Origin of the sequence: Nonomuraea sp. NPDC046570, assembly GCF_040645915.1 — a bacterium.
Taxonomy (GTDB): domain Bacteria; phylum Actinomycetota; class Actinomycetes; order Streptosporangiales; family Streptosporangiaceae; genus Nonomuraea.
Genome location: NZ_JBEYZF010000061.1, coordinates 1 through 22,375, shown reverse-complemented (window position 1 = coordinate 22,375; position 22,375 = coordinate 1). Strand labels below are relative to the sequence as shown.

At 69.3% G+C, this 22,375-nt stretch carries 20 protein-coding genes and 3 pseudogenes; 13 read left to right on the top strand and 10 right to left on the bottom strand.

The features are described from left to right. The first annotated feature begins 79 nt into the window (after positions 1 to 79). Positions 80 to 943, top strand: coding sequence for a radical SAM protein (locus tag ABZ911_RS41000; RefSeq protein ID WP_358069369.1), 864 nt, complete (start codon positions 80 to 82; stop codon positions 941 to 943). A 107-nt stretch (positions 944 to 1,050) separates the two neighbouring features. On the opposite strand, the gene ABZ911_RS40995 is transcribed toward ABZ911_RS41000, so the two are convergent. The 4 genes from ABZ911_RS40995 to ABZ911_RS40980 all read right to left on the bottom strand — a co-directional run bounded on the left by ABZ911_RS40995 (position 1,051) and on the right by ABZ911_RS40980 (position 5,221). Next, a complete protein-coding gene (locus tag ABZ911_RS40995) occupies positions 1,051 to 2,184 on the bottom strand; it encodes an NAD(P)/FAD-dependent oxidoreductase (protein ID WP_358069366.1) in 1,134 nt (377 codons plus the stop codon). 156 nt (positions 2,185 to 2,340) lie between these two features. Beyond that, on the bottom strand, positions 2,341 to 3,357 hold the full coding sequence (locus ABZ911_RS40990; RefSeq protein WP_358069363.1) for an alpha/beta fold hydrolase: 1,017 nt from the start codon (positions 3,355 to 3,357) through the stop codon (positions 2,341 to 2,343). Between the two features lie 233 nt (positions 3,358 to 3,590). Next, positions 3,591 to 4,367 (bottom strand): DUF899 family protein, encoded by a 777-nt coding sequence (locus ABZ911_RS40985; RefSeq protein ID WP_358069361.1) that lies wholly within the window; start codon positions 4,365 to 4,367, stop codon positions 3,591 to 3,593. Positions 4,368 to 4,768: 401 nt separating this feature from the next. Continuing rightward, the gene (locus tag ABZ911_RS40980; protein ID WP_358069358.1) at positions 4,769 to 5,221 is read right to left on the bottom strand and encodes a calmodulin-binding protein; all 453 of its coding nucleotides are present in this window, start codon (positions 5,219 to 5,221) and stop codon (positions 4,769 to 4,771) included. 187 nt (positions 5,222 to 5,408) lie between these two features. On the opposite strand from ABZ911_RS40980, the gene ABZ911_RS40975 reads away from it, so the two are divergent. From ABZ911_RS40975 to ABZ911_RS40960, 4 genes and pseudogenes are all read left to right on the top strand, one after another. After that, complete coding sequence (locus ABZ911_RS40975; RefSeq protein ID WP_358069355.1) at positions 5,409 to 5,531, top strand: hypothetical protein; 123 nt, start codon at positions 5,409 to 5,411, stop codon at positions 5,529 to 5,531. A 174-nt stretch (positions 5,532 to 5,705) separates the two neighbouring features. Next, positions 5,706 to 8,420 carry an AAA family ATPase gene (locus ABZ911_RS40970; protein ID WP_358069352.1) on the top strand — a complete coding sequence of 905 codons (2,715 nt, stop codon included), beginning with the start codon at positions 5,706 to 5,708 and terminating at the stop codon, positions 8,418 to 8,420. A gap of 73 nt (positions 8,421 to 8,493) precedes the next feature. Next, positions 8,494 to 9,168: an alpha/beta hydrolase gene (locus tag ABZ911_RS40965; RefSeq protein WP_358069349.1), complete on the top strand. Its 675-nt coding sequence runs from the start codon at positions 8,494 to 8,496 to the stop codon at positions 9,166 to 9,168. 78 nt (positions 9,169 to 9,246) lie between these two features. Then, a pseudogene (locus ABZ911_RS40960) lies at positions 9,247 to 9,765 on the top strand (alpha/beta hydrolase); the annotation flags it as partial. Between the two features lie 43 nt (positions 9,766 to 9,808). Here ABZ911_RS40960 and ABZ911_RS40955 read toward each other — a convergent pair. Next, a pseudogene (locus ABZ911_RS40955) lies at positions 9,809 to 9,931 on the bottom strand (MerR family DNA-binding transcriptional regulator); the annotation flags it as partial. Positions 9,932 to 9,983: 52 nt separating this feature from the next. Here ABZ911_RS40955 and ABZ911_RS40950 point away from each other — a divergent pair. After that, entirely contained in the window at positions 9,984 to 11,036 is a 1,053-nt protein-coding gene (locus ABZ911_RS40950; RefSeq protein ID WP_358069346.1) for an alkylmercury lyase family protein, read from the top strand. 189 nt (positions 11,037 to 11,225) lie between these two features. Here ABZ911_RS40950 and ABZ911_RS40945 read toward each other — a convergent pair whose 3' ends face one another. Further along, positions 11,226 to 11,369, bottom strand: a complete 144-nt coding sequence (locus ABZ911_RS40945; RefSeq protein WP_358069343.1) for a hypothetical protein — start codon at positions 11,367 to 11,369, stop codon at positions 11,226 to 11,228. A 511-nt stretch (positions 11,370 to 11,880) separates the two neighbouring features. Between ABZ911_RS40945 and ABZ911_RS40940 the strand changes: the two genes are divergently transcribed. After that, on the top strand, positions 11,881 to 12,234 hold the full coding sequence (locus tag ABZ911_RS40940; RefSeq protein WP_358069340.1) for an STAS domain-containing protein: 354 nt from the start codon (positions 11,881 to 11,883) through the stop codon (positions 12,232 to 12,234). Between the two features lie 354 nt (positions 12,235 to 12,588). Here the strand turns inward: ABZ911_RS40940 and ABZ911_RS40935 are convergent, their stop codons facing one another. Next, positions 12,589 to 13,167 (bottom strand): XRE family transcriptional regulator, encoded by a 579-nt coding sequence (locus ABZ911_RS40935; RefSeq protein WP_358069337.1) that lies wholly within the window; start codon positions 13,165 to 13,167, stop codon positions 12,589 to 12,591. A 124-nt stretch (positions 13,168 to 13,291) separates the two neighbouring features. On the opposite strand from ABZ911_RS40935, the gene ABZ911_RS40930 reads away from it, so the two are divergent. The 3 genes and pseudogenes from ABZ911_RS40930 to ABZ911_RS40920 all read left to right on the top strand — a co-directional run bounded on the left by ABZ911_RS40930 (position 13,292) and on the right by ABZ911_RS40920 (position 16,093). Further along, positions 13,292 to 13,972 (top strand): class I SAM-dependent methyltransferase, encoded by a 681-nt coding sequence (locus ABZ911_RS40930; RefSeq protein WP_358069334.1) that lies wholly within the window; start codon positions 13,292 to 13,294, stop codon positions 13,970 to 13,972. 24 nt (positions 13,973 to 13,996) lie between these two features. After that, positions 13,997 to 14,494, top strand: a complete 498-nt coding sequence (locus ABZ911_RS40925; protein WP_358069331.1) for a DinB family protein — start codon at positions 13,997 to 13,999, stop codon at positions 14,492 to 14,494. 481 nt (positions 14,495 to 14,975) lie between these two features. Then, positions 14,976 to 16,093 (top strand): annotated as a pseudogene (locus ABZ911_RS40920) (IS701 family transposase). Between the two features lie 180 nt (positions 16,094 to 16,273). Here ABZ911_RS40920 and ABZ911_RS40915 read toward each other — a convergent pair. The 3 genes from ABZ911_RS40915 to ABZ911_RS40905 form a co-directional block, all read right to left on the bottom strand. Continuing rightward, the gene (locus tag ABZ911_RS40915; RefSeq protein WP_358069372.1) at positions 16,274 to 17,701 is read right to left on the bottom strand and encodes a hypothetical protein; all 1,428 of its coding nucleotides are present in this window, start codon (positions 17,699 to 17,701) and stop codon (positions 16,274 to 16,276) included. 494 nt (positions 17,702 to 18,195) lie between these two features. Beyond that, positions 18,196 to 19,347, bottom strand: a complete 1,152-nt coding sequence (locus tag ABZ911_RS40910; protein ID WP_358069328.1) for an ArgE/DapE family deacylase — start codon at positions 19,345 to 19,347, stop codon at positions 18,196 to 18,198. A 35-nt stretch (positions 19,348 to 19,382) separates the two neighbouring features. Beyond that, positions 19,383 to 20,483 (bottom strand): diaminopropionate ammonia-lyase, encoded by a 1,101-nt coding sequence (locus tag ABZ911_RS40905; protein ID WP_358069326.1) that lies wholly within the window; start codon positions 20,481 to 20,483, stop codon positions 19,383 to 19,385. A 90-nt stretch (positions 20,484 to 20,573) separates the two neighbouring features. On the opposite strand from ABZ911_RS40905, the gene ABZ911_RS40900 reads away from it, so the two are divergent. The 3 genes from ABZ911_RS40900 to ABZ911_RS40890 are packed head-to-tail and all read left to right on the top strand — an operon-like array spanning position 20,574 to position 22,206. Next, positions 20,574 to 21,473: a LysR family transcriptional regulator gene (locus ABZ911_RS40900; RefSeq protein ID WP_358069323.1), complete on the top strand. Its 900-nt coding sequence runs from the start codon at positions 20,574 to 20,576 to the stop codon at positions 21,471 to 21,473. 39 nt (positions 21,474 to 21,512) lie between these two features. Next, entirely contained in the window at positions 21,513 to 21,710 is a 198-nt protein-coding gene (locus tag ABZ911_RS40895; RefSeq protein ID WP_358069320.1) for a hypothetical protein, read from the top strand. A 10-nt stretch (positions 21,711 to 21,720) separates the two neighbouring features. After that, complete coding sequence (locus ABZ911_RS40890; protein WP_358069317.1) at positions 21,721 to 22,206, top strand: CHRD domain-containing protein; 486 nt, start codon at positions 21,721 to 21,723, stop codon at positions 22,204 to 22,206. The last annotated feature ends 169 nt before the right edge of the window (positions 22,207 to 22,375 follow it).

Genomic DNA, 22,375 nt, shown 5'->3' with positions numbered 1-22,375 from the left:
GTCTACCAGGAGCTCTGCTACGTCATGAGGGGAAAGCCGGACCCGCGATCATGTTGTGACCAGCCATCCGCCACCAGGGATGGAAAAGGCTCACTACTTCCGCGATCTGATTCCGGAGCTGAAGCGGCGGCGGCTGAATCTCGGCCTGTTCTTCGAGGTGAGGGCGAAGCTCAGCAAGCAGCAGCTACGCGACCTGCACGACGCCGGGATCCGCACCATCCAGCCCGGCGTGGAGAGTTTCAGCACGGACGTGCTGAGGTCCATGCGCAAGGGCACCACCGCGGTGCAGAACGTGCAACTGCTGAAATGGTGCAAGGAACTCGGCGTCACGCCCTTCTGGAACCTCATCTACGGCTTCCCCGGCGAGAACCCCGACGACTACGAGGCCACGGCCGCCGTCATCGACGCCATCCGGCACCTGCAGCCCCCGTACTCGCTGGGGCGGGTACGGCTGGATCGCTTCAGCCCGTACTTCTTCGACGCGGCAGTGCTCGGCATCCGCGACATCCGGCCGGACCGCAGCTACCACCACATCTACGGGCTGCCGGACGACCAGCTCGCGAATCTGGCCTACTACTTCGAGTACGACTACGACGACGGCCGCGACCCGGACACCTACATCGGGAAGACCCGGGCCGCCGTCCAGCGGTGGCACGGTGAAGCGCACCACGACGGGCTGATCTCGGTCGACCACGGTGACACGCTGGCCGTCTGGGACTTTCGCCCCCGGGCGCTCCGGACGCTGACCATCCTGGAAGGCGCGCGACGGGCCGCCTACCTCTACTGCGACCAGCACCGGTCCGCCGACGACGTGACCGCCCATCTGACCGAACCGGGCGACCGCATCCTCGCCGAACTGGTCCAGGACCAGATTATGATCCATCTGGACGGCCGCTATCTGAGCCTCGCCGTACCCCGCCCTGCTTCGGAGACCGTCCACTGAGTCACCGGAAACCGGACATGGAGGGTGTGGCATGGACCAGGTCGCCCGGGGCGGTTACGGGTACCAGGCCGCGCAACGGCTGATGACCGGGGAGGCCAAGGCGGCCATCACGGGCGCTCGATTGCCGGGTCTGCGAGCTGTGGGTTGACAATCGGAAACGAGCCGTCGCCGAACAGGATCCGCGCTGCCAGGGCACGACCGGCACGACTGCGCAGTACGGTCACCGCCGCCTCTGTCGCGGCGGGGGATCGGATGCCGGCGAACACGCGGCGCAGCAACAGCCGGCCTCGGAACCGGCTCCGCAACGCGTCCCCGTCGTACCGGCTCAACATGCGTTGGTCACCAGTACGCAGGTACCCGGCGGCGACCGCCGCGGCCAGTTCGGACATGCGGAAGCAGGGGTCCAATCCGCCGGCCGTCAGCGGCGACACCGCGCCCGCCGCGTCTCCGACGAGCAGCCCTGCGGGGCACGCCAACCGTCGCAGCACACCGCCGACCGGAATCGGACCACCTCGACGCTCGACCGGACCAGCCGGCGCCGCGCGGCCTGGCGCGTCCGCGGCGAAAGCGTCCAGCAGGTAACGGATGCCGGTGCGCATCGCGTCCGGATAACCCGCGACGCCGACATGCGCATGCCGGCCGTCGTCGATGACCCACCCCAGGTACCCCGGAGCAACCCGAGGGTCCAGCACGCAGTGGAACGCCGGGGTGGTCGTGCCCGACGCGATCGGATGGACGATCTCGGCACCGATGAGGAACCGCCGGTTGACATCAAGGCCGAGATCACGGGCCACCCGGGAGTGGGCGCCGTCCGCGCCGACGATGAACCGGGCCGTCACCGGTTCCGCACCCGCGAGCCGTACAAAACCCGTCGACGCGTCGACATACCGCACGCCCAAGAGAACCCGTGCCCCGGCCGACTCCGCCGCGCGGCGCGCGTGCTGGTAAACGGCCGCCATGTCGGCCACGCGGTACTCGTCCCGGTCGCTGGTGAGCCGGATCGGTGCCCGCCGCGACGGCGGATACAGCAGCACGTCCCGCACACCAGGCCCGAGCAGATGGTCCGGCAGGTCGAAGTCATCCAGGGTGCGACGTACGAAGATCCCGGTCGTGCGGATGCCCGTCGACAGCGACCTGCGGCGGTCGACCACCATCACATCCAGTTGCCGACGCGCGAGCAGGCGGGCTGTGCACAGACCGGCCAGGCCCGCACCCACGACCAGTACATCCACTGTCCGCATATCTTGCGACGATAGGAGCGGTGGCCCACCCGTGCGACTGTTTGCACAGGACCCGCCCAGTACCTCCACACCGTCGCCACACACGGGACCGTGGACTGCTCAGAACCAGCGTCACGGTGAACTCAGGGGAAAGCAGGACGATGGTTCGGCGCCTGACTAGACCTCTCTCGCGAGCAACTCCTTGAGCGCGTTGTCGATGAACTTCGTGTCCACCGGATTGAGTCCGCCTCCGGCGAAGTGTCCCCACGAGCCGGGGATGATCCGCAGTTCCGCGTCGGGCATGTGGGCGACCTCCCACTCGCTGTCCTCGGGCGGGAAGTAGAGATCCTGCTGGGCCGGCATGACGATCGCGGGCGCGCGGATCGCGGCGAGTGCCTCCTCGACGCCGCCGAAACCAGGGGTCCTGCCGATGTCGGCGTTCTGCCACGTCCACAGCATGGCAAGGAGGTTGTTCGCGTCGCGCTTGATGAACAGCCCCTCCCAGAAGCCGACGAGGAAGTCCTCCAGGGAGCCGTATCGGAGCGGCTCGCGCTCGTAGCTCTTCTCCCGGTAAAACTGCTGGCAGAAGCCCCAGCCGGCGTAGACGCGGGCCATCGCCCGCAGCCCGACCCTCGGCTGCTCGCGGTACCAGCCGTTGTTCCACCCCGCGTCGGCGGTGAGCGCGGCTTTGACACCCTCAAGGAAGACGATGTTGTGAACGCTGGTCTTCGCCGCGCCGCAGAAGGGCAGTATCCGCCGGACCATCTCGGGGTAACTGACCGCCCACTGGTAGCTCTGCCCGGCCCCCATCGACCAGCCCGTGACGAGTTCCAGGCGCTCGATGCCGAACCGCTCGGTGATGAGACGGTGCTGGGCCCGGACGTTGTCGTACATCGTCACGTTCGGGAACCGCGCTCCGTCGTGCGGCGGCGGGGTGTTGCTCGGCGACGACGAGAGCCCGTTGCCGAACATGTTGGGGATGACGATGAAGTATCTCGACGGATCGAGCGCCATACCCTCGCCGATGAGCCATTCGTTGTCATAGTGCTGGCCCGAGTACCACGTCGGATAGACGATCGCGTTGCTCTTGTCAGCGTTGAGCTCGCCGTAGGTCTTGTAAGCCAGCTTGGCGTCGCGAAGTGTAGCGCCGCTTTGCAGCTGAATGTCGCCCTGTTCGAAGAGGTCGTAGTCCATCGGGGTCTCCTTGCCGATCGCCACTCGCCGATCCCGACACCCCCTTCCTCCGGCCGCAGTTTCACAGTAATCCCGTCCGACGGACGAACGAAAGGGCGAGCAGGGTGACGGTGATCGTGGGGCACGCGTCGGGCCGGTTGCCGACCCGAGACTGATCACTCACAGAGGGACTGAGCAGCCCATTCAGCGCGCCTGCATGCTCGTGATGGCCCGCTTAACACCAGCCACCTAGACTAGGGTCCAACGGCGAGGTCGTCAGAGCGCCCAGCTTCGAGTCGCGACCAGTGGGCGATGGGGCGTCCGTTGGTCCGCGTGTAGGAGCTGTCGACCTGCCACGGTTGTGGCCAGCCGGGAGGCGAGTCCTCCCACGGCTCCTGGCGTCCGTACACGGTGAGGTCCATGAGCGCGTAGCTGTAGTCCATTTCCTCTACGCCGCGGCGGGTCGTCCAGTAGGTTTCGAAGACGCGGTCGCCGTCTCGTACGTAGCACACGAGGTGCATCATGCCGATGTGGCGCCCGACGAGGAGCGTGTCGAGGGAGGCCTGTGCTGAATACCACGGCATCTCCCAGCCCATGAAATCGTGGTAGCGGATGCTTTCGTCGAAAGGCCCCTGACAGAAGACCGCGTAGGTGATGTCGCGAGAATGAAGGTAGGACAGCTCCGCGACCTGGGTGTTGCACCACGTGCAGCCTTCGCACTGCTCGGGCGCGGGTCGACCGGGGTACCACATGAAATAGTAGGCGATGAGCTGTCGGCGCCCTTCGAACGCGTCGAGCAGGGTGAGCGGCCCGTTGGGCCCGATCAGCGCGATGTTGGCGTCCACCTCGACCATGGGTAGGCGCCGTCGGGCTGCGGCGATCGCGTCGCCTTCCCGGGTGTGCGCCTTCTCCCGAACCCGCAGCCTGTCGAGTTCGGCCTGGAAGGCGGCCCGGTCGACGGCCGCGGGCAGGCTCGGTGCGTCGGCGGCGCGCGCCGCCGGCCCGCCGAGGTTTGTTGATTCATCCTTCATGACTGTCTCCTCATATTTGTTCCGGCGACAGTGTCGGGCGACCGCGAGCGAGGAACCTCGCTGGGGCAGGCGCTCACTTACGCGCCTTACCCGGCCAGAACGCACGAAAACGACTCACCGGCAGGTCCCCGCCGAGCTCGCCTCCTTGGGGCGGTGCGCCATGCCATGACGCCCATCGCCACACCGAGGGAAGAGCCGCCATGGGCACAGCGTCCACCGTCCACCAACTGAAGGTCACGTAACCGAGATCCTGGCGGAGCGCTGTCATTCCAGCGAGGCGACGAACCCGATAGGGGACGAGGACTCTAGGTCTAGAGGGTCCAGAGGGGAAACCCTCTAGACCTAGAGACTGCCCTGGGCCGGACTTCCGAGATTCTGCAGGGCTCGCAGCGGGGCGCGCCTTACGGTGCGGGGATCTCGCGCACCAGGTGTGAGGTCCAGGGGCACCAGACCAGGCCGGGTAGGAACGCGCCGCCCGCCTCGTCCAGGTGCTCCTCGACGTAGGGGATCGTGGCGTCGCACACCTCGAAGGCGTAGTCGAAGAAATCGACCGAGTTGGGGTCGTAGTGGTAGGACCACCGCAGGTTGTAGGGAGCGGGCCGCTTGACGATTTTGCCGATGAGGTGAGGTTCGGCGGTGGTGGTGCCGTTCAGCAGGTTCCTGGCGTGCTGGATCTTGGCGGGGTCGGTGAGCTTGACGACGGCCGTCTCGCGGGTGATGTCGGTGTACTCGAAGTAGGCCTCCGGGGCTGCAGCGCGATGATGGGCTGCGGCGGCCTGGGCTTGGGCAGGTGTGGCCAGGGCGAGCATCGCTACCGCTGCGAGGGCGGCGGCTTTGGGGGTGATACGTCGCATGGGGGTCTCCGCTGTCTGTCGGGCCGTGTCCACGACCGTTCATTACAGACTGTAATGTAAAAGCTACACAGAGTGTCTAGGTGAAGTTCGGCAGCGACGACGCGACGGTAGCGACGCGTGTAATCCCGGTGGCAGTGACCCACCCGTGGGTGCAGATCCAAGGATGACATGAGCCGGAGAACTGATCATGTTCGTGGCCTGTGGGCGCGGCCCGGCCCGATCTCGACACCTCTCCCATGTCGGCAGCCACACCGTCTACGTCTCCCAGCCCGCCGCGGTCGCCGACCTCATCCGCCAGGCCGCCGCCTGATGGACACCACCACGCGCCTGGTCGCGGAGGAGCCGTCCAGCCGCGACCAGAAGTGCCCGGCTGACGATCACCGACCACGCTCGAGGCACACTTGGCATGGAACTTCGCCAAGCTGAGGTTGTACGGCTCGCGCCGCCGCTTGGGACAGTACGGGCCGAAGCCGGGAGGCGCGAAATGAGTATGGTACTCGCGGGGCCGCCCGCCCTGGTGGGACGAGACGCCGAATTGCGCGACCTGTTGGCGCTGTTGGACCACGCGAAGCATGGCGGCGGCGGCGCGCTCGTGTTGAGCGGAGCGCCGGGCGTCGGCAAGTCGGCGTTGCTCGGGGCCGTCACAGCCGAGGCTGAGGCCCGGGGCGCGCGTGTGCTGACCGTGACCGGCGTGCCCGCCGAAGGCCAGGTGCCGTACGAGGGGCTGCGTAGGCTGCTCGCGGGGACCGGGCTCGTGCCCGGCGACTTCGATGGTGGGCCGCTGCGCGCGGCGATGTCCGTGCTGCACCGGTTGTCCGCGCTGGCGGGCGACTCACCTGTGGTGCTCGCCGGCGAGGACGCGCACTGGCTGGACGAGCCGAGTTGGGAGGCGCTCGCGTTCGTCGGCCGCCGGTTGCGCTCGGATGCGGTCGTGCTGCTGGCGACCTCGCGCGACGACGCCGACGCGCAGGCCAAGCTCGTCGCGTCGGGGTTGCCCGCGCTGAGCGTGCCGCCGCTGACCGGCCGGGCGGCGGCTGAGCTGCTGGCGCGGGTCGCGCCCGAGCTGGGTATCGCACTGCGCGCCCGCGTGCTGACGGAGGCGGCGGGCAACCCGCTCGCGCTGATGGAGTTCGCCGCGATGGCGTCCCGGCAGGACCAGGAGATGCTCGCGTCGAGCAGGCTGCCTCTGACGGAGCGGCTGGAGCGCGCGTTCGCCCAGGCGCTCGCCGCGCTGCCTGCCGACACCAGGACCCTGGCGCTCGTCGCCGCCGTCAACGAGGACGACGCGATCGAGGAGAACACACGGGCCGCGTCCCTGCTGACGGGCGCGCCGATCGGGGCGTCCGCGCTGGTGCCCGCCACCCGGGCAGGGCTGGTCGTGGCCGACGCCGCGCGCGTCAGCTTCCGGCACCCGCTCATCAGGTCGGCGATCGTCCAGGCGGCCGGGGCTGACCTGTTACGCGAGGCGCATGCCGCGCTCGCCGCAGCCTTGCCCGAGGACGACGACCGCAGGATCTGGCACCGGGCCGCCGCCGCGGCGTCCTATGACGACGACGTGGCGGCCGGGCTCGCCGCCGCCGCGCTGCGCGCCGGAGGCAGGGGCGCGTCGGGGCGTGCGCTGGAAGCGCAGGAGCGCGCCGCCTACCTCACCGCGGACCCGGCCCTCCGGGGTGCGCGGCTGGTCGACGCGGCCGTCATGGCCTTCGACCTCGGCGACCGCGCCGCCCTGGAACGCCTCGTCGGCCGCGCGGAGGACGCCGACCTCGCTCCGATCGACCGGTCCAGGCTCACGTACTTTCGCGACCTCGCCCTGCATTTCGTGTGGACCGGCGTGGATCGGCTGTCTGGCCTCGGCGAGTTCCTCGACGAGATGCGCGCCCGGGACGGCTCGGCGTTCGCGCTGCGCTGGCTGGCCTGGGTCAGTATGCGCTGGTACTTCTCCAACCCCACGCGGGAGAGCCGCGCGCCTGTGCTCGCCGCGATCGAACGGCTGGCCGTACCCCACGACGACCCGCAGGTCGTCTCGTCGCTTGCGATGATCACCCCCGTCGAGCGTGGCAGGCAGATACTCCTCCAGCTCGACGCGCTGAGCAGGGCGAGCTGGGTCAGCCCGCACAACCTGCAACTGCTGGGCGCGGCGGCGAACGCGGTCGGGGCCTTCCCGCTGGGCGCCCGGCTGTATGCGGAGGCGAGCGCGGGGATGCGGGCGCGGGGGCCGTTCGGGACGCTCGCGCAGTCGCTTGTCGGGCAGGCGACGTCGGCGGCGCGCCTCGGCGACACCCGGCTCGGGGGCATCGCCGCCGCCGAGGCCAGGGCACTGGCCGTGGAGACCAGGCAGCCGCAGTGGGTGCTCACCGTGGACGCCGCATCCGCCGAGATCCACGCGTTGCGCGGCGCGACGGACGTCGCGCGCGATCTCGCCGCGCAGGTGGAACGGGCGTTCATGTCGGCGGGCGCGTACCCGATGTTGTCCCTGGTGCAGCTCGCGCGGGGGGCCGCCGAACTGGCCGACGGGACCTTCGGCGCGGCCTGGGACGCGTTGCGCCCGATCTTCAACCCGAGCGAGGTCAGCTACCACCAGTACATCCGGCTGTGGGCGCTGCCGCACCTGGCGGAGGCGGCGCTGCTCAGCGGACGGCAGGAGGAACTGCGCGCGGTCGCCGACGAGCTGGCCCCGATGATCGAGGAGAGCGGGTCGCCGGTCGGGCAGGTCGCCCTCGCCTACATCAGGGCCGTGATCGCGCCCGACGAGGCCGCCGAGGAGCTGTTCACGCAGGCGCTCCGCGACGACCTGGTCGGCTGGCCGTTCGAACGGGCGCGACTGCGGTACGCCTGGGGCGCGTGGCTGCGCCGCCAGCGCCGCGCCGCCGAGGCCAGGGCGCCGCTGCGCGCGGCGGCCGAGGCATTCGACGCGCTCGGCGCGGTGCCCTGGTCGGAGCGCGCACTGCGCGAGTTGCGCGCGAGCGGCGAGCGGATCCGCCGCAAGCACGACGCCCGCGACCGGCTCACCGCCCAGGAGTCGCAGATCGCGCAACTCGTCGCGGACGGCCTGACCAACCGCGACATCGGCCAGCGGCTGTTCGTCTCGCCCCGCACGGTCAGCACGCACCTGTCGCGCATCTTCCCCAAGCTCGGCATCACCACCCGCGGCGAACTGAGCCGTCGCATGACCGCGCGGGACGGCGATTACATCATTTGACGTACGCGAGGGGAGCCGCCGGATTCCTACCTTGGGAGGCGTTCCACCCCTTCTCCCCTCGCAGAGGAGCGACATGATCCGCAACATCGTGCTCGTCCACGGCGGCTTCGTCGACGGCTCCGGCTGGCAGGCCGTCTACGACCTGCTCGTCGCCGACGACTTCCGTGTGTCGGTCGTGCAGAACCCGACGCTGTCGCTCGACGGTGACGTCGCCGCGACCCGTCAGGTCCTGGACTCGCTCGACGGCCCGGCCGTGCTCGTCGGCCACTCCTACGGAGGCGTCGTCATCAGCGAGGCCGGCAGCCACCCCAACGTCGCGGCACTCGCCTACATCGCGGCCTTCGCCCCGGACAAGGGCGAGTCGGTCAACACGCTCATCGCCGACCCGCCGCCCGGCGCGCCCGTCCCGCCGATCCTGCCCCCGGTCAACGGATTCCTCCTCCTCGACCGGGACAAGTTCCCCGCGTCGTTCGCGGGTGACCTGCCCGCCGACCAGGCGGCGTTCATGGCCGACTCGCAGGTCCCCTGGGGCGTGGACGCTCTCGGCGGCGCGGTCACCGAACCCGCGTGGCGTGCCAAGCCGTCCTGGTACCTGGTGGCGACCGACGACCGGATGATCCCGCCGCCCGCCCAGCACGCCATGGCGCAGCGCGCCGGGGCGACCGTCGCGGAAACGCCGGGCAGCCACTCGGTCTACCTGTCCCAGCCCGCCGCGGTCGCCGACCTCATCCGCCAGGCCGCCGCCTGACGACGGCACGCACCACGCCGACTCGATCCTGGCCTTGGGGCCGGTCATGGCGGCGCTCGGCCTGTAAGGCCATGCCATACAGGCCGAGCGCGGCTTCCGGATCCATCCGCAACTCCGCTTGCAGACAGCTATGAACCGTCCCACTGCTCTGCCGCGCCGTATCGTGTTCGCGGCCGTTGCCGGCGGACCGACGCGCCGTACATCGCCAGCGTCCTGAAGTCGATCGAGGGGCCGATCGTGCTGGTCGGTCACTCGTACGGTGGAGCCGTGATCACCAACGCCGCCGTCGGCATCCCCAGCGTGAAGGCGCTCGTCTACGTCGCCGCGATGGTGCCCGACGAGGGCGAGAAGCTCGTTGATCTGTTCGGGAAGTTCCCCGGCAGTCAGATCCCCGATTCCGTCCGGGAGGTGCCCTTCACCAACGCCGACGGCAGCACCGGCGTCGATCTGTACCTCAAGCCGGACAAGTTCCGCAGCGCCTTCGCCCACGACCTGACCGTGTCCACCACCCGCCTGATGCAGGCCGGTCAGCGCCCGTTCGCCGCCTCCTCCTACACCGACACGACCACCGGCGCCGCCTGGCGCACCATCCCCTCCTGGGCGGTGACGGCCACCCAGGACAAGGCCATCCCGCTGGCGCTTCGGGATAGTCGCGGTAGCCGGTCGAGGTACGCGGCGGCGCGGACAGCAACCCGGAGTCCTCGTAGAAGCGGATGGTCTTGGCGGTCAGCCCCGCCTGGGCGGCCAGAACACCGATGCGCATACCGCGAGCCTACGCTGGACCTTCCAGTGCACTGGAACCTCTACTGGCCAAGGTGAGCGCCAACAGCTGCCCTTTGGAGGAGCGCATGCTGGAACTGACCATGCTGACCGTGCCGGACTGCCCGAACGAGCCTGTCCTGCGTGAACGGCTCACCCAGGCCCTGGCCGACCAGCCGGCCGTGACGGTGAACCTCCGGGTGATCGAGGGCGAGGCGGACGCCGCCCGGTACGGGATGCACGGGTCGCCCACCCTGCTGATCAACGGCGTCGATCCGTTCGCCGCGCCCGGCACCCCGAGCAGCGTCTCGTGCCGCCTGTATCGGGATGAGTCCGGGCCGACCGGTGGCGCCCCCTCGGTGGCGGCGCTGCGCGCTGCGCTCCAGCAGACCGTCGAGCACCCGGTGCCGAGCGAGCCGGCCACAGCGGTGGGCCGGGCAGGGCTGGGCCGCCTGGCGCCCGTCGAGGGCGGCCTGCGGGCGGTGCACCAACGGGTCCTGCGGGCCTTCGCCGAGACCGGGAAGGCCCCGTCGAAGGACGAGCTCGACGAGGCCGCCGCCCCGTTCGAGACAAGCAGCCAGCAGGTCTTGGCGCAGTTGCACGCCGCGGACTTCCTGCGCCTGGACACCTTCGGCGCCATCAGCGCGGCCTACCCGTTCTCGCCGACGCCGACCCCGCACCTCGTGCAGATCACCGACGGGCCGCAGGTTTTCTCCATGTGCGCGATCGACGCGCTCGGCATCGCGGCCATGCTCGGCAAGGACGTGACGATCTCCTCCGCCGAACCCGGCACCGGCAACCCGATCACCGTCACCGTCCCCGCCGACACCAGCGCGAGCCGGGTGCTGTGGAACCCGGCCACCACGGTCGTCTTCTACGGCCGGCAGAGCACCTGCGGAACCTGCCCGCCCGAAGCCTCGGCCGACGCCACAGTGCCGTCGATCGCCGCCGACATCTGCTGCGACTACATCAACTTCTTCACCGACCAGGACAACGCCCTCGCCTGGGCGCAAACCCACCCCGGGGTCACCGGCCAGGTGTTGAGCCAGCAGGAGGCATGGGGGATCGGGGTTCACATCTTCGGGCCGCTGCTTCGGCCCCACTTCTAATCGCGCATCACCGCCTGCGAGCGGCAGGGGCGCGCTCGGCCTGCCAGCGCGCCAGCGCCTCGGGGGAAACGCGGGCGTAGCCGCCCGGCGACGCCCCCGAGGTGTGCCGCAGTAGGCCAGCAGCCTGGAGGAGTTGGCGATGTCTTCGGCGGTATGGGTCAGCGCGCTGTGGCGCAGCTGCTCCAATGTTCACGGTCTGCCCGCGAGGTCGGCGGCGGCCTGCTCGAACAGCTCGGCGGCCCGGCGATAGGACACCCAGGCTCGCGGTGGCGGGGTACCTATGATGCCCAGCGAGGTCAGCGCCGTGGCCGGCGAGGACAACGGGGAGGTCACCCGGTTCGCGGTGGTGCTGGCTGACGGCCGGACGATCCGCACACGCCGGCTGCTGATGCCCCACCAGGCTGGTTGACGAGCTGCCGGGCACACCAGGACTCCGGGAGCGGTGGGGCCGGGACGTGGTGCACTGCCCTGCCTAGGTTGAGAGGTCCGTGACCAGGACTTCGGTGTGCTGGCCAGCGGGTCGAGCGCGGGGCAGCAGGCGGCCGAAGCGGGTAGGGGGCTCAGCGACCCTCAGTTCCACTCCATGTACACTCCGTTACACCGACTGCATGGCCTCGAATAAAGCTGCCACTACACGATCACCGGCATGAAACGCGAGCCGTAGGCCCGAGCCCGGCCCTGGTGGCAGGAGGAACTGCCCGCTGTGCTCGGGGAGCGGCCGGTTAACGAGGATATTGCCGGGCGTTTGCGTTGTGGAGAGGACATGGGTCCGGTGGATGTGGTGTGCTAACCGGCGAGCTTGACATTTCGGGCATTCCGCTGCGTGGATTTGTGGAGGTTCGTGATGGAGCTGCTAAAGGTGACGTGCACAGCCCAGAGCGACCGCGTGGTCATCGCTCCGTGCGGGGAGATCGACATGGCGACCGCTGAGCGTCTACGGGCCGAGCTTGTGGAGGCCATGGTTGACCGCATCGAGCGTGGGGCGGCGCCTGTGCTCGAGGTGGACATGAGCCAGGTGTCCTTCATGGACTGTTCGGGGCTGGATTTGCTGATCTCGTTCAGGCAGAGCCTCCTGCGGATGGGCGGCGACCTCCGCCTGGTCAACGTGCCGGCCCGGGTGGATCGGCTGCTCGACTGTCTGGGGCTCGACCACCTGCTCGAGGATCAGCCTCGCCTTGACAACTACGCGCAGCAGTAACGGCTGTCGGGGGCATGCCTGAGCGTGGGCCGCCGGTCATGGCCGTGGTGAGCGCGTAGGCCGCCCCGCCTGCGAGCAGCACCGGCGCCAGGCCCGCGGCCGCCACCGCCACCCCGCCCACCAGCCCGCCGAGCGGGATCGCGGCCCAGGCGGGGGAGTCCGTCAGCGCGTTGACCCGGCCCAGTGGGCGCCGCGGCACCCGCTCGTACGAGATCGCCCCGAGGATCGGGTTCAGGAACCGATGTGCCACGTCGGGCAGGTGCGTGACGCCGACCATGACGACCACGGAGAGCAGCAGCGGTTCGCCGCGCAGCAATGCGCCGCCCTTACCCGACGAACCCGGTGTGCCAAGTGTCAGTGCCTGGACGGTGCTAGATGGGCACGCTCACCCTGCGCGCCGAACAAGGTGAGCAGCTCCGCGGGCTGGCTGTCGGCGCTGCCGATCCAGTGCGGTATGCGGGTGTCGAACTCCGCGGCCTCGCCGACGCCGAGCCGGAACTCCTGCTCGCCGAGCACGAACCTGACGTGTCCGTTGAGGACGTAGAACCACTCATATCCCTCGTGGGTCTGCAGGTTCATCGTGGGCGCTCGGTCGGCGGGTGGATAGATCACTTTGTAGGCCTGGACACCGCCGGCTCGCCTGGTCAGTGGTACCACTACCAGCCCGGATCGCCGCACTGGTCGCAGGTGGATGCGCGGGTCGCCGGTGGGCGGCGCCGCGACGAGATCATCGAGCGGTACGCCGTGCGCGCGGGCCAGAGGCAGCAGCTGCTCCAGCGTGGGGCGGAGCTTGCCGTTCTCGAGCCGGGACAGGGTGCTCGCTGTGAGGCCGGTCTCGTGTGCCAGCGCCGCCAGCGTGGCGCTCCGCGCCCGGCGCAGGGCACGCAGACGCGGCCCAACTCCGGCCAAAACGTCTCCTGCGGGGTTGTCCATGCGGCCAATAATGCGGATCCGCAACCTTTCTTGCAAGGGGGAAACGGCGGCGGCGATGCTGGCAGTACATCACCGGCGCTATCGGATCACGCACAGCACGCCGGCCGACGAAGGGGCAATGCAGATGGATTCCACCCAACGCCGACGACCCACCGCCGACGCGGCGGGCGACCAGGGCGCGACGGACGAGGACGCCAAGCTGTTCTGGGAGCGGCACTATCGCACCCGGCGTACCTGGGGCGCACGCGTCAACCCGCTGCTCGCCGAGATCGCCGCACCGCTGCGCCCCGGCACCGCCCTGGATCTGGGCTGCGGCGCCGGCGGCGACACCATCTGGCTCGCCCAGCAGGGCTGGCACGTCACCGCCGTGGACATCTCCACCACCGCCGTCGAACGGGTACGGGAACGCGCCCGCGACCTCGGCGTCGCGGACCGGGTCGCCACCGAACAGCACGATCTGGCCAGAAGCTTCCCGGCCGGCAAGTTCGATCTCGTCTCCGCCCAGTACTTCCACACCTCGTTCCCGTTGCTCCGCAGCCGAGTCCTGCGCACCGCCGCACGGGCCCTGCGCCCCGGCGGTCTGCTGCTGATCGTCGACCACGGCTCCACCGCGCCCTGGTCGTGGAACCAGGATCCCGACATCCACTACCCCACACCCACAGAGATCGCCGCCGAACTTGATCTCGACCCCGCGCACTGGTCCGCCCTGCGCGCCGACATGCCCCGCCGCCGGGCCACCGGACCCGCTGGTGAGACCGCCACCGTCATCGACAACGTCCTACTCGTCCAGCGAACCGCCGGATGACCGCCGGTGGAACGGAGTGACCCGATGCCAGAAAACCGTGCACAGCGATCCAGGGCGGACACCACGCCTCCGCGGACCGGCGCCGATGAGAAGACCACCCTGCGGGGCTTCGACTATCTGCGGAACGCGGTCGCGGACAAGGTTGCGGGAGTGCCGGAACCGCAGGTCCGAACGGGCGGAGTGCTCTCGGGCACCAACTTGCTCGGGCTGCTCAAGCATCTGGCGTTCGTCGAACGGTTCTACTTCCTCGGTGAGGATGTCGGCGACTGGCCCGCGACCATGCGGCCGTCCGCGGAGGACACCGTCGAGGGCGTGCTCGCCGACTACCGGAAGACCGTCGAGCGAGCGAACCAGGTCATCGACGCCTGCCCCGATCTGGCCCTTCCCGCCCCGCGACCCCCGCGCCCAGGGCCGGCACCATCGATGCGATGGGTCCTGGTACACATGATTGAAGAGACCGGCCGGCACGCCGGCCACGCCGACATCCTCCGCGAGCAAATCGACGGATCCACCGGCCGTTGACAAGCGGGCTACCGGCGCGCGGCACACTGGCCGCCTCGTGATCGGTCCGGCCATGGAGGTCTCGGCGTTTCACCGCCCGCGTTGGGTGGATCGCCCACGTCTCAACCTCACCGTGGTGCGCGGACAAGGTCTACTCCTGCCGGCCGTACCGGGTGCCGATCCGACGTCTGGTTCACCATCGTGGGATGTGCCCGTCTGTGGCGCCTCGGAGTGCGTGGAGTCTTTGAAGTCCGCCAGGAAATGTCGCGGTGGGATGTCGAGAACCCGCGTGTGGCTTCGTCCCCGGAGTGAACACGGCCACAATGGGCCGTACGCACTAATACTCCAGCCGCACTTCCCGCTCTGACCAGGACTTATGGCCTTTGGCGCTTAGGCCCGGTGGAACGTGAGACGGCCACCGCTGTGATCATTCAGGTGTGATGGATCTGAAGATCATGCGGTGGCCGCGTTGGACAGAGTAGAACACCTCGGCGCCGCCCGTTTGCGGGCGGGGCTGGATGCGGCGTTCGCGTTGGTTGCGGGCCGGTTCAAACGACCTGAGGTGCGACGGCGCGCCCGGCTATGCCTCGATGGGCTGCTGTCCGGGCTGGAACGCAAGAACGGATGGTCGCTGGCCGAGTACGCCGGCGAGGCGACACCGGATGGGATGCAGCGGCTGTTCAACGCCGCGAAATGGGACGTCGACGGCGTACGCGACGATGTCCGCGACTACGTGGTCGACCACCTGGGCGAGCCCGATGGAGTGCTGGTCGGTGACGACACCGGCTTCGAGAAGAAGGGCACCGGTTCGGCCGGGGTGCAGCGACAGTACACCGGCACCGCAGGAAAGATCACCAACTGCCAGATCGGGAGTTGTATGTCCCGCGCGAGTCCTGGATCGCCGACCCGCAACGGTGCCAGGCAGCGCAGATCCCCGAAGAGATCGGTTTTGCCACCAAGCCCCAGCAGTTGCAGGCCATGATCGAACGAGCGATCACCGCCGGCGTTCCGTTCGGCTGGGTGACTGCTGATGAGGCCTACGGCGATAACGGGCCGCTGCGCCGCTTCCTGGAGAACAAGCAGGTCGGCTACGTGCTGGCGGTCTCCTGCTCCCACCAGATCACCACCGGTGCGGGCAAGGTCCGCGCTGATGCGATGGCCAAGAAGATCGGCAGGCGTGGCTGGCAGCGTCTGTCGTGCGGGGACGGCGCCAAGGGCGAGCGACGCTATGACTGGGCGCTGATCGCCACCGACAGCCCTCACCACCGGCTGCTGATCCGCCGCTCGATCGGCAGACCATCGGAGTTGGCCTTCTACCTGTGCCACACACCCACGCCGGTCCCGCTGGCCCGCCTGGTCAGGGTGGCCGGAGCCCGCTGGACGATCGAGGAGTGCTTCCAGAGCGGCAAGAACGAGGCCGGCTTCGACCACCACCAGGTCCGGCTCTATCCAGCCTGGTATCGGTACATGACGCTGGCCATGCTCGCCCTGGCCTTCCTCGCTGTCACCCGCGCCGCTCTCATCGAGGAGCCCGCCCCACCCGAGCTTCCCGGCGGCCATCAGACCGCGCGCCGGCTGGCCGCGGTCGAGAGGGGGCCCACCGCCCGCGACACACAGTGATCAACTCATCGCGATCTCCGCCAACGAGATCCGCCGCCTGTTCGCACTACTGACCCGACCACCCATCGACGAGCGCCACATCCTGCACTGGCACCAGTGGCGACAACGCCACCAGACCCGCGCCCGACGAAGCCACTACCAGCGACGACAACTCAAAGACCGGTAAGTGCGGCTGGAGTATTAAGGCCTGATGAAGCAGAGCAAAAGGCTGTCTACGTTATCTGGGCCATAGTCTGACCAGTCCGCGTCGCCCGCGAACCGCACCCAGTCCGCCCTGCTGATTTCCGAGCCAGGTGAAAGATCGCAAATGGCCCCTCCCGGATCGGCGACAATATCGGCCAAGCCGTCCAGAGACCAGAGGGAAACTCCCCGGTCGGGACTGGCCATCAGAGCGACGCGACCATCGGCGCTCAGGGCCACGGAATTCACTTCTGTCGTGTAGCCCTTCATGGCGGCCAGCCGAGCGGGCAGGGACGGCTGGGAAAGGTCCCACAGAAATCCGGTGCCGCTGCCTCCAGCCATGAGCACGGTTTTCCCGTCCGGTGTCAACGCCACGTCATACATATCGACTGGGGGCAGCTCCAGCATGGCGGTGTGGATCGGACGCGTCCGATCATCGAGCCTCCAGACATCAGCCCGGTCCGGATTCGCGACGACGATGGTACGCCCGTCCGCGCTCATCTTCGTCGATTCCGCGAAGTTGCCGGGAAGCTCTAAATCAGCCAGCTTGACCGGACGCACGGGATCGGTCATATCCCAGACGGTCACCGTCTTGTCCTCGCCACTGGTGACGGCAGTCCGGCCGTCCGCGCTCAATATCACATCTCGTATGTAAGAATCGTGGGCTTTGGTGACCGACAGGCGCACCGGATGAGATCGCTTGGCCAGATCCCACACGATCATATTGCCGTCGAAATCGGCGACCACCGCCCTGCGACTGTCCCGGGTCAAGGCCATCGCCTGCACACCGTTGGCGTATTCGCCTTTCGCCGCGCCCCGCAAAGTGGCGAGGCGAGCCGGACGTGCCGGGTCGGCCAGATCCCATAACATCGTGGTGCCATCGTCGCTGCCGGTCATCGCGGTTCGCCCATCGAACGACAGCGCCAACGCGCCCACGTCTTCCTGGTGCCCCTTCAGCACGGCGAGCCGGTCAGATTTGTCGGTGAGCGCGACATTGGGGTCAAGCCAGGTCTTCAGGTCCCATACGCCTACCCCATCACTGTCGCCGGTGAGAGCGATCCGGCCGTCGCCGCTCAGTGCCACTCCTTGAACGCCTCCGACCTCGAGCGCGTAGAGATCCGTGCGACGCCACATGACGAGTGTGTCGATCAACCCCGCCCGCGTTCGGTCATCTGAATGGATGTTGACCGCGGCCAGCCCGAGATTCCGAGCCCTCACGGGGTCGTCATCGCGTAACTCCGCAGCGTGCAGCGCGAGCCTGTGAGCCACGGCAATACGCTCCTGAGCCGACAGTTTGTCGTGCTCACGCTTCAACGCGAACCCCGCCGCCATCAGAGAGATGACCAGGCAGGCGGAAAGCGCAATCGGGAGCGCCCTCATGCGGTGCGCCCGACTCTGACCCGGCATGGTTTGCTGAGCTTCGACCACGTCATTCAACGAGCTTCACCGGAATCTCTAAGAGGGCCCCGGTAACAGTATCCCCTTTCATCCGCTTGACCGAAGCAGCACTTATACGGGAAATCTCCGAGGCTCCCTCTCCGCCGACCCGACAGTTTCACCCTGGCCGCTTTAGATGTCCCTGTTGGCTGAGGCGCAGGCCCGGCTCCGCGAGCCCAAACCCCAGCTGGCCACCGAACCGCGTAGACACCCGCCGCCGCCCCAGCGCCACGCCGAGGGCCGCCGAGCTGTGCCCAACACGCCGCGCACGGCGTTCAGGATCGGCTCCCAGACCAAGACCTTCACCGCGATCTTGCGCAGGAGCAAGGCAGGCTCCGCGTCACCGACCCGGTCGGCCGCCACCTGCCCGGCTACCCACAAGGCGACGCGATCACGCTGCACCACCTGCTGACCAACACCTCTGGCATCCCCGACTACGTCACGACCGAGGGCTTCACCCGCATCATGGGGTCGCCTGAGCGTTCTCAGGAGCAGAAGTCCGCGATGGTGTCCGTGAGGATGTCGGTGAGGCGGTGCAGGGAGTCGAGGTCCGCCCATTCGGTGGCGGCGTGGGCTCCGCCGCCGTCGGCGCCGATGAGCAGGCAGGGGATTCCGGCGCGGTCGAGGAGGGCGCAGTCGGTCCAGAAGGGTTCGCCGCGGAGGGTGGGCGGCTGCCCGAGCGCCCGTTCCGCGTGGCGGAGCACGGTGTGCACGATGGCGGCGTCCCGGTCGGCCTCGAACGGCTCGCGATGCAGGCCTGGCCGCAGGTGAGAGCGGAAGCCGGGAACCCTGGCGGCGAGGTCGCCGAGGATGGCGGAAAGTTCAGCTCGTACGGTATCGGCGTTCTCGCCGGGAATGGTGCGGCGCTCGACGGTGATTCGGCAGCTCGCCGGGTAGGTCGAGGCCTCCTCACCGCCGTGGATGACGGAGGCGTGCACGGTGCCGGTGCCGAGCAGCGCGTGCGCCGGGCCCTGCTCCAGGCGGTATCCCCAGTCTTCGAGGGCGACGAGGAAGTGACCGGCCTTCGCGATGGCGTCGATGCCCAGGTCGGGACGTGAGCCGTGGGCGGCGCGGCCTTCGACGATCACATCGAACCAGGCGAAGCCTTTGTGCGCGAGGGTGACCTCGAGATGGCTCGGTTCGGTGACGATGGCGGCGTCGGCGGTGAAGGACTCCAGCACCTCCTCGGTTCCGAAGCTGGCGTGCTCCTCGTCGGCGACGCAGGCGAGCAGGAGGTCGCCGCGCAGTGGTCCGCGCTCGACGGCCCGGGCCGCGGCTATCAGCATGGCCGCGAGGCCGCTCTTCATGTCGAAGGCGCCCCTGCCGTAGATCTTTCCGTCGTGGATCCGCGGATCGAGCGGGTCGCCGTCGTAGCCGGTGAGGCCGACGGTGTCGAGATGGCCGTTGAGCATCAGCGAACGTCCGCCGCCCGTGCCGCGGGCGACGGCGACGATCGACGGGCGGCCGGGGCGCTTCTCCAGGCGGTGGACGTCGAAGCCGCGGGCGCCGAGCCAGTCGGCGCAGAACCCGGCGATCGCGGCCTCGCCCGCGCCGCCCGGGACGAGATCGGGGTTGACGGAGTCGATGGCGATGAGGTCGCCGAGCAGTTCGACCGGGTCGTCGCCGGTTGGGGGCATGGTGTCCTCCTGGTGGTGTGCGTCTTGGGTGCCGGTCATGGTGTCGCATCGAAGGTGTACGGATTGGCGGCGGCGCCTTCGGTGCTCAGCAGCACGACGGTCGTGTGCCGTCCCACGGCCAGGGCGGTACGACGGCCGGTGGCGCCGTCGCCGGTCAGGGCCGCGCGGACGCCGGCCAGCGAGGCGGCACCGCAGGGGCCCGAGGAGACGCCGAAGGCGGCCAGGTCGCGAGCCGCGGCGGCGCTGTCGGCGTCGGTGACCGCCACCGCGGCGTCCAGGCCGTCCCGCAGGACCGGCCAGGCGAGGCTGGAGACCGAGCCGCAGTTCAGGCCCGCCATGATCGTGACGCCGGTCGCCACGCCGACCGGCCGCCCCGCGACCAGGCTGGCCTGCACGCAGGCCGCGGTGCCGGGCTCCACCGCCAGAAGGGCGGGGGCAGTGGCCGGCGGGTGGCCGCGGTAGTGCGTGACGGCGGCCTGGGCCAGGGAGCCCACCCCTGCCGGGACGACCACCAGGCCGGGTGGCCCCACGCCGCTCAGTTGCGCGTCGATCTCGGCGAACAGGGTGGAGTACCCCTCGACGATCCAGGCGGGGATCTGTTCGTACCCGGGCCAGGCGGTGTCCTGGACGAGCACGGCGCCGGGGTCGGCAGCCGAGGTCTCGGCCGCCCGGCGGACGGCCTCGTCGTAGGTCCCGCGGACCCGGCTCACCCGCGCGCCCTCGGCGATGATCGCGTCGATGGCGGCCTCGTGCACCCCGTCGGGGACGAAGACGTCGGCGCGGTGCCCGAGCAGGCGGGCGGTCCGGGCCACCGCGCGGCCGTGGTTGCCGTCGGTGGCGGTGACCAGCCGTACCCGCGCTCCGGCCGGGCGCCGGGACAGGGCGCGGTGGATCGCCCAGGAGGCGCCCAGCGCCTTGAACGCCGGGAGCCCGAGCCGGGAGGACTCGTCCTTGACGTACACCCGACCGACGCCGAGCTCGGCGGCCAGGGCGTGAAGCTCGGTCAGCGGGGTGGGGGCGTAGCCGGCCAGGCCCGCGTGGAAGACCTGGACGTCGGCGGGAGCCGGAGCGCACGTCCAGAGCCTGGCTGCGGGGTTCGCGAACCAGGGGAGGCTCACCCGCCGGGAAGGAGTCACAGGCACACCGTGCCATCGCCGCCAGTCTTCGGTCCAGCGAATGTTTTCGACTAATATCCGTTAGAAAAGCCGACCGATCCGGAGTTGTTCGTGTTCGATCTCCATCGGCTGCGTCTGCTGCGCGAGCTCAAGCACCGTGGCACGCTCGCGGCGGTCGCCGCCGCCCTGTCCTACAGCCCCTCCTCCGTCTCCCAGCAGCTGTCGCTGCTGGAGTCGGAGGTCGGCGTCCCGCTCCTGGAGCCCGTGGGCCGGCGCGTCCGGCTCACCCCGCAGGCCGAGATCCTGGTCGCCCACACCGAAGCGGTCCTGGAACGGCTGGAGCGGGCCAAGGCCGACATCGCCACCTCGCTCACCGACCTCACCGGCACGCTGCGCATCGCGTCCTTCCAGACCGCGGCCCTGGCCTTGCTGCCCACGGCGCTGACCATGCTGCGCGACGCCCACCCGCGCCTGCGCGTCCATGTCACCCAGCAGGAGCCGGAACAGGCGCTACCGGCCCTGCTCGCCCTCGACTTCGACCTGGTCATCGCCGAGGAGTACCCGGGCGACCCCCACCCCCCTCCCGGCGAGCTGGAGCGGGAGGAGCTGTGTGAGGACACGCTGCGGCTGGCCCAGCCCCATGGCACGCCCCCCGCCGATCCGCGGGAGGCGCTGCGGGTGCTGGCAGACCACCCGTGGGTCATGGAACCGGCGGGCACCACCGCCCGGCGCTGGGCGACGACGCTCTGCCGCGCCGCGGGCTTCGAGCCCGACGTGCGCTTCGAGTCCACCGACCTGCTCCTCCACGTACGGCTGGTCGAGCAGGGCCACGCCGCCGCACTGCTCCCGGACCTCGTCTGGTACGGGCGCCCACCGACCGTCACCCTCAACCCTCTCCCGTACGGCGGGCAGGCCCGGAAGATCTTCACCGCCGTACGCCGCGGCCGCGGCCGCCACCCCGCCATCGAGGCCTGCCGCCAGGCCCTCCACCAGGCGGATCCCACACGGTAACGCGCATCAAGCAAGCCGCCCGCGACAGCGGTGAGGACCATGGAGGCGGTGATCCAGATCTCGCTCCACCGCATCGTGATCCGTTCCGCGCACGCCACCACGCCGGAGGAGCCGCTCTGGGGCCGGTGGACGAACAAGTTCAGCGTCGTTGACGACTACCTGCACCAACGCGGTTTCGGCCCGGCAGACCCCGGAAAGACTACGCAGAGTAATTCGCCACTACTCATAGTTATCTAGGAGGCTTGCCATGATCAAGTCAATCATCCTGATTCCGGCACTCGCCGCGGCAGCGCTCGTCTTTCCCGGTACGGCCAGCGCGACCGCAGGCGACCCGTCGCCCTACCAGTTCGTCGAGATGACCGGGGCCCAGGAGGTTCCCGGTCCCGGCGATCCGGACGGTGTGGGGATCTTCGCCTGGAGGGTGAGCGGACGGTCGACGCTCTGCTACGTCATCACCGCCCACAACATCGCCCCCGCGACCGCGGCGCACATCCACGAGGGGAGGGCAGGAGTGGCGGGTCCGATCGTGGTGACGTTGAAGGCGCCCAGCGAGGGCTTCGCGAGCGACTGCATCCGCGCCGTGAGGCGCCAGACGGCCGACAAAGCCGACACCACGCTGACCCGCGACGAGTTGAAGGCCATCGTCCAGAATCCGAGCCAGTTCTACACCAACGTCCACAACGCGGAGTTCCCGGATGGCGCCATCCGTGGCCAGCTCGCCGATGCCGTCTAGGTGACTGGTGTTAAGCGGGTCATTTGGGAGTGTGATGGTCCTGGGTGACCCGCTCAGGGCTGCTGCCCTGGACCGGGATGCCATTGCGGTTCGCGGGCTGGTCTGAAGTCTCAGCCGACCCGTATAGGTCTCACAAGGCGGCCGACAAGGGCGATCGGGCAGACCCCTG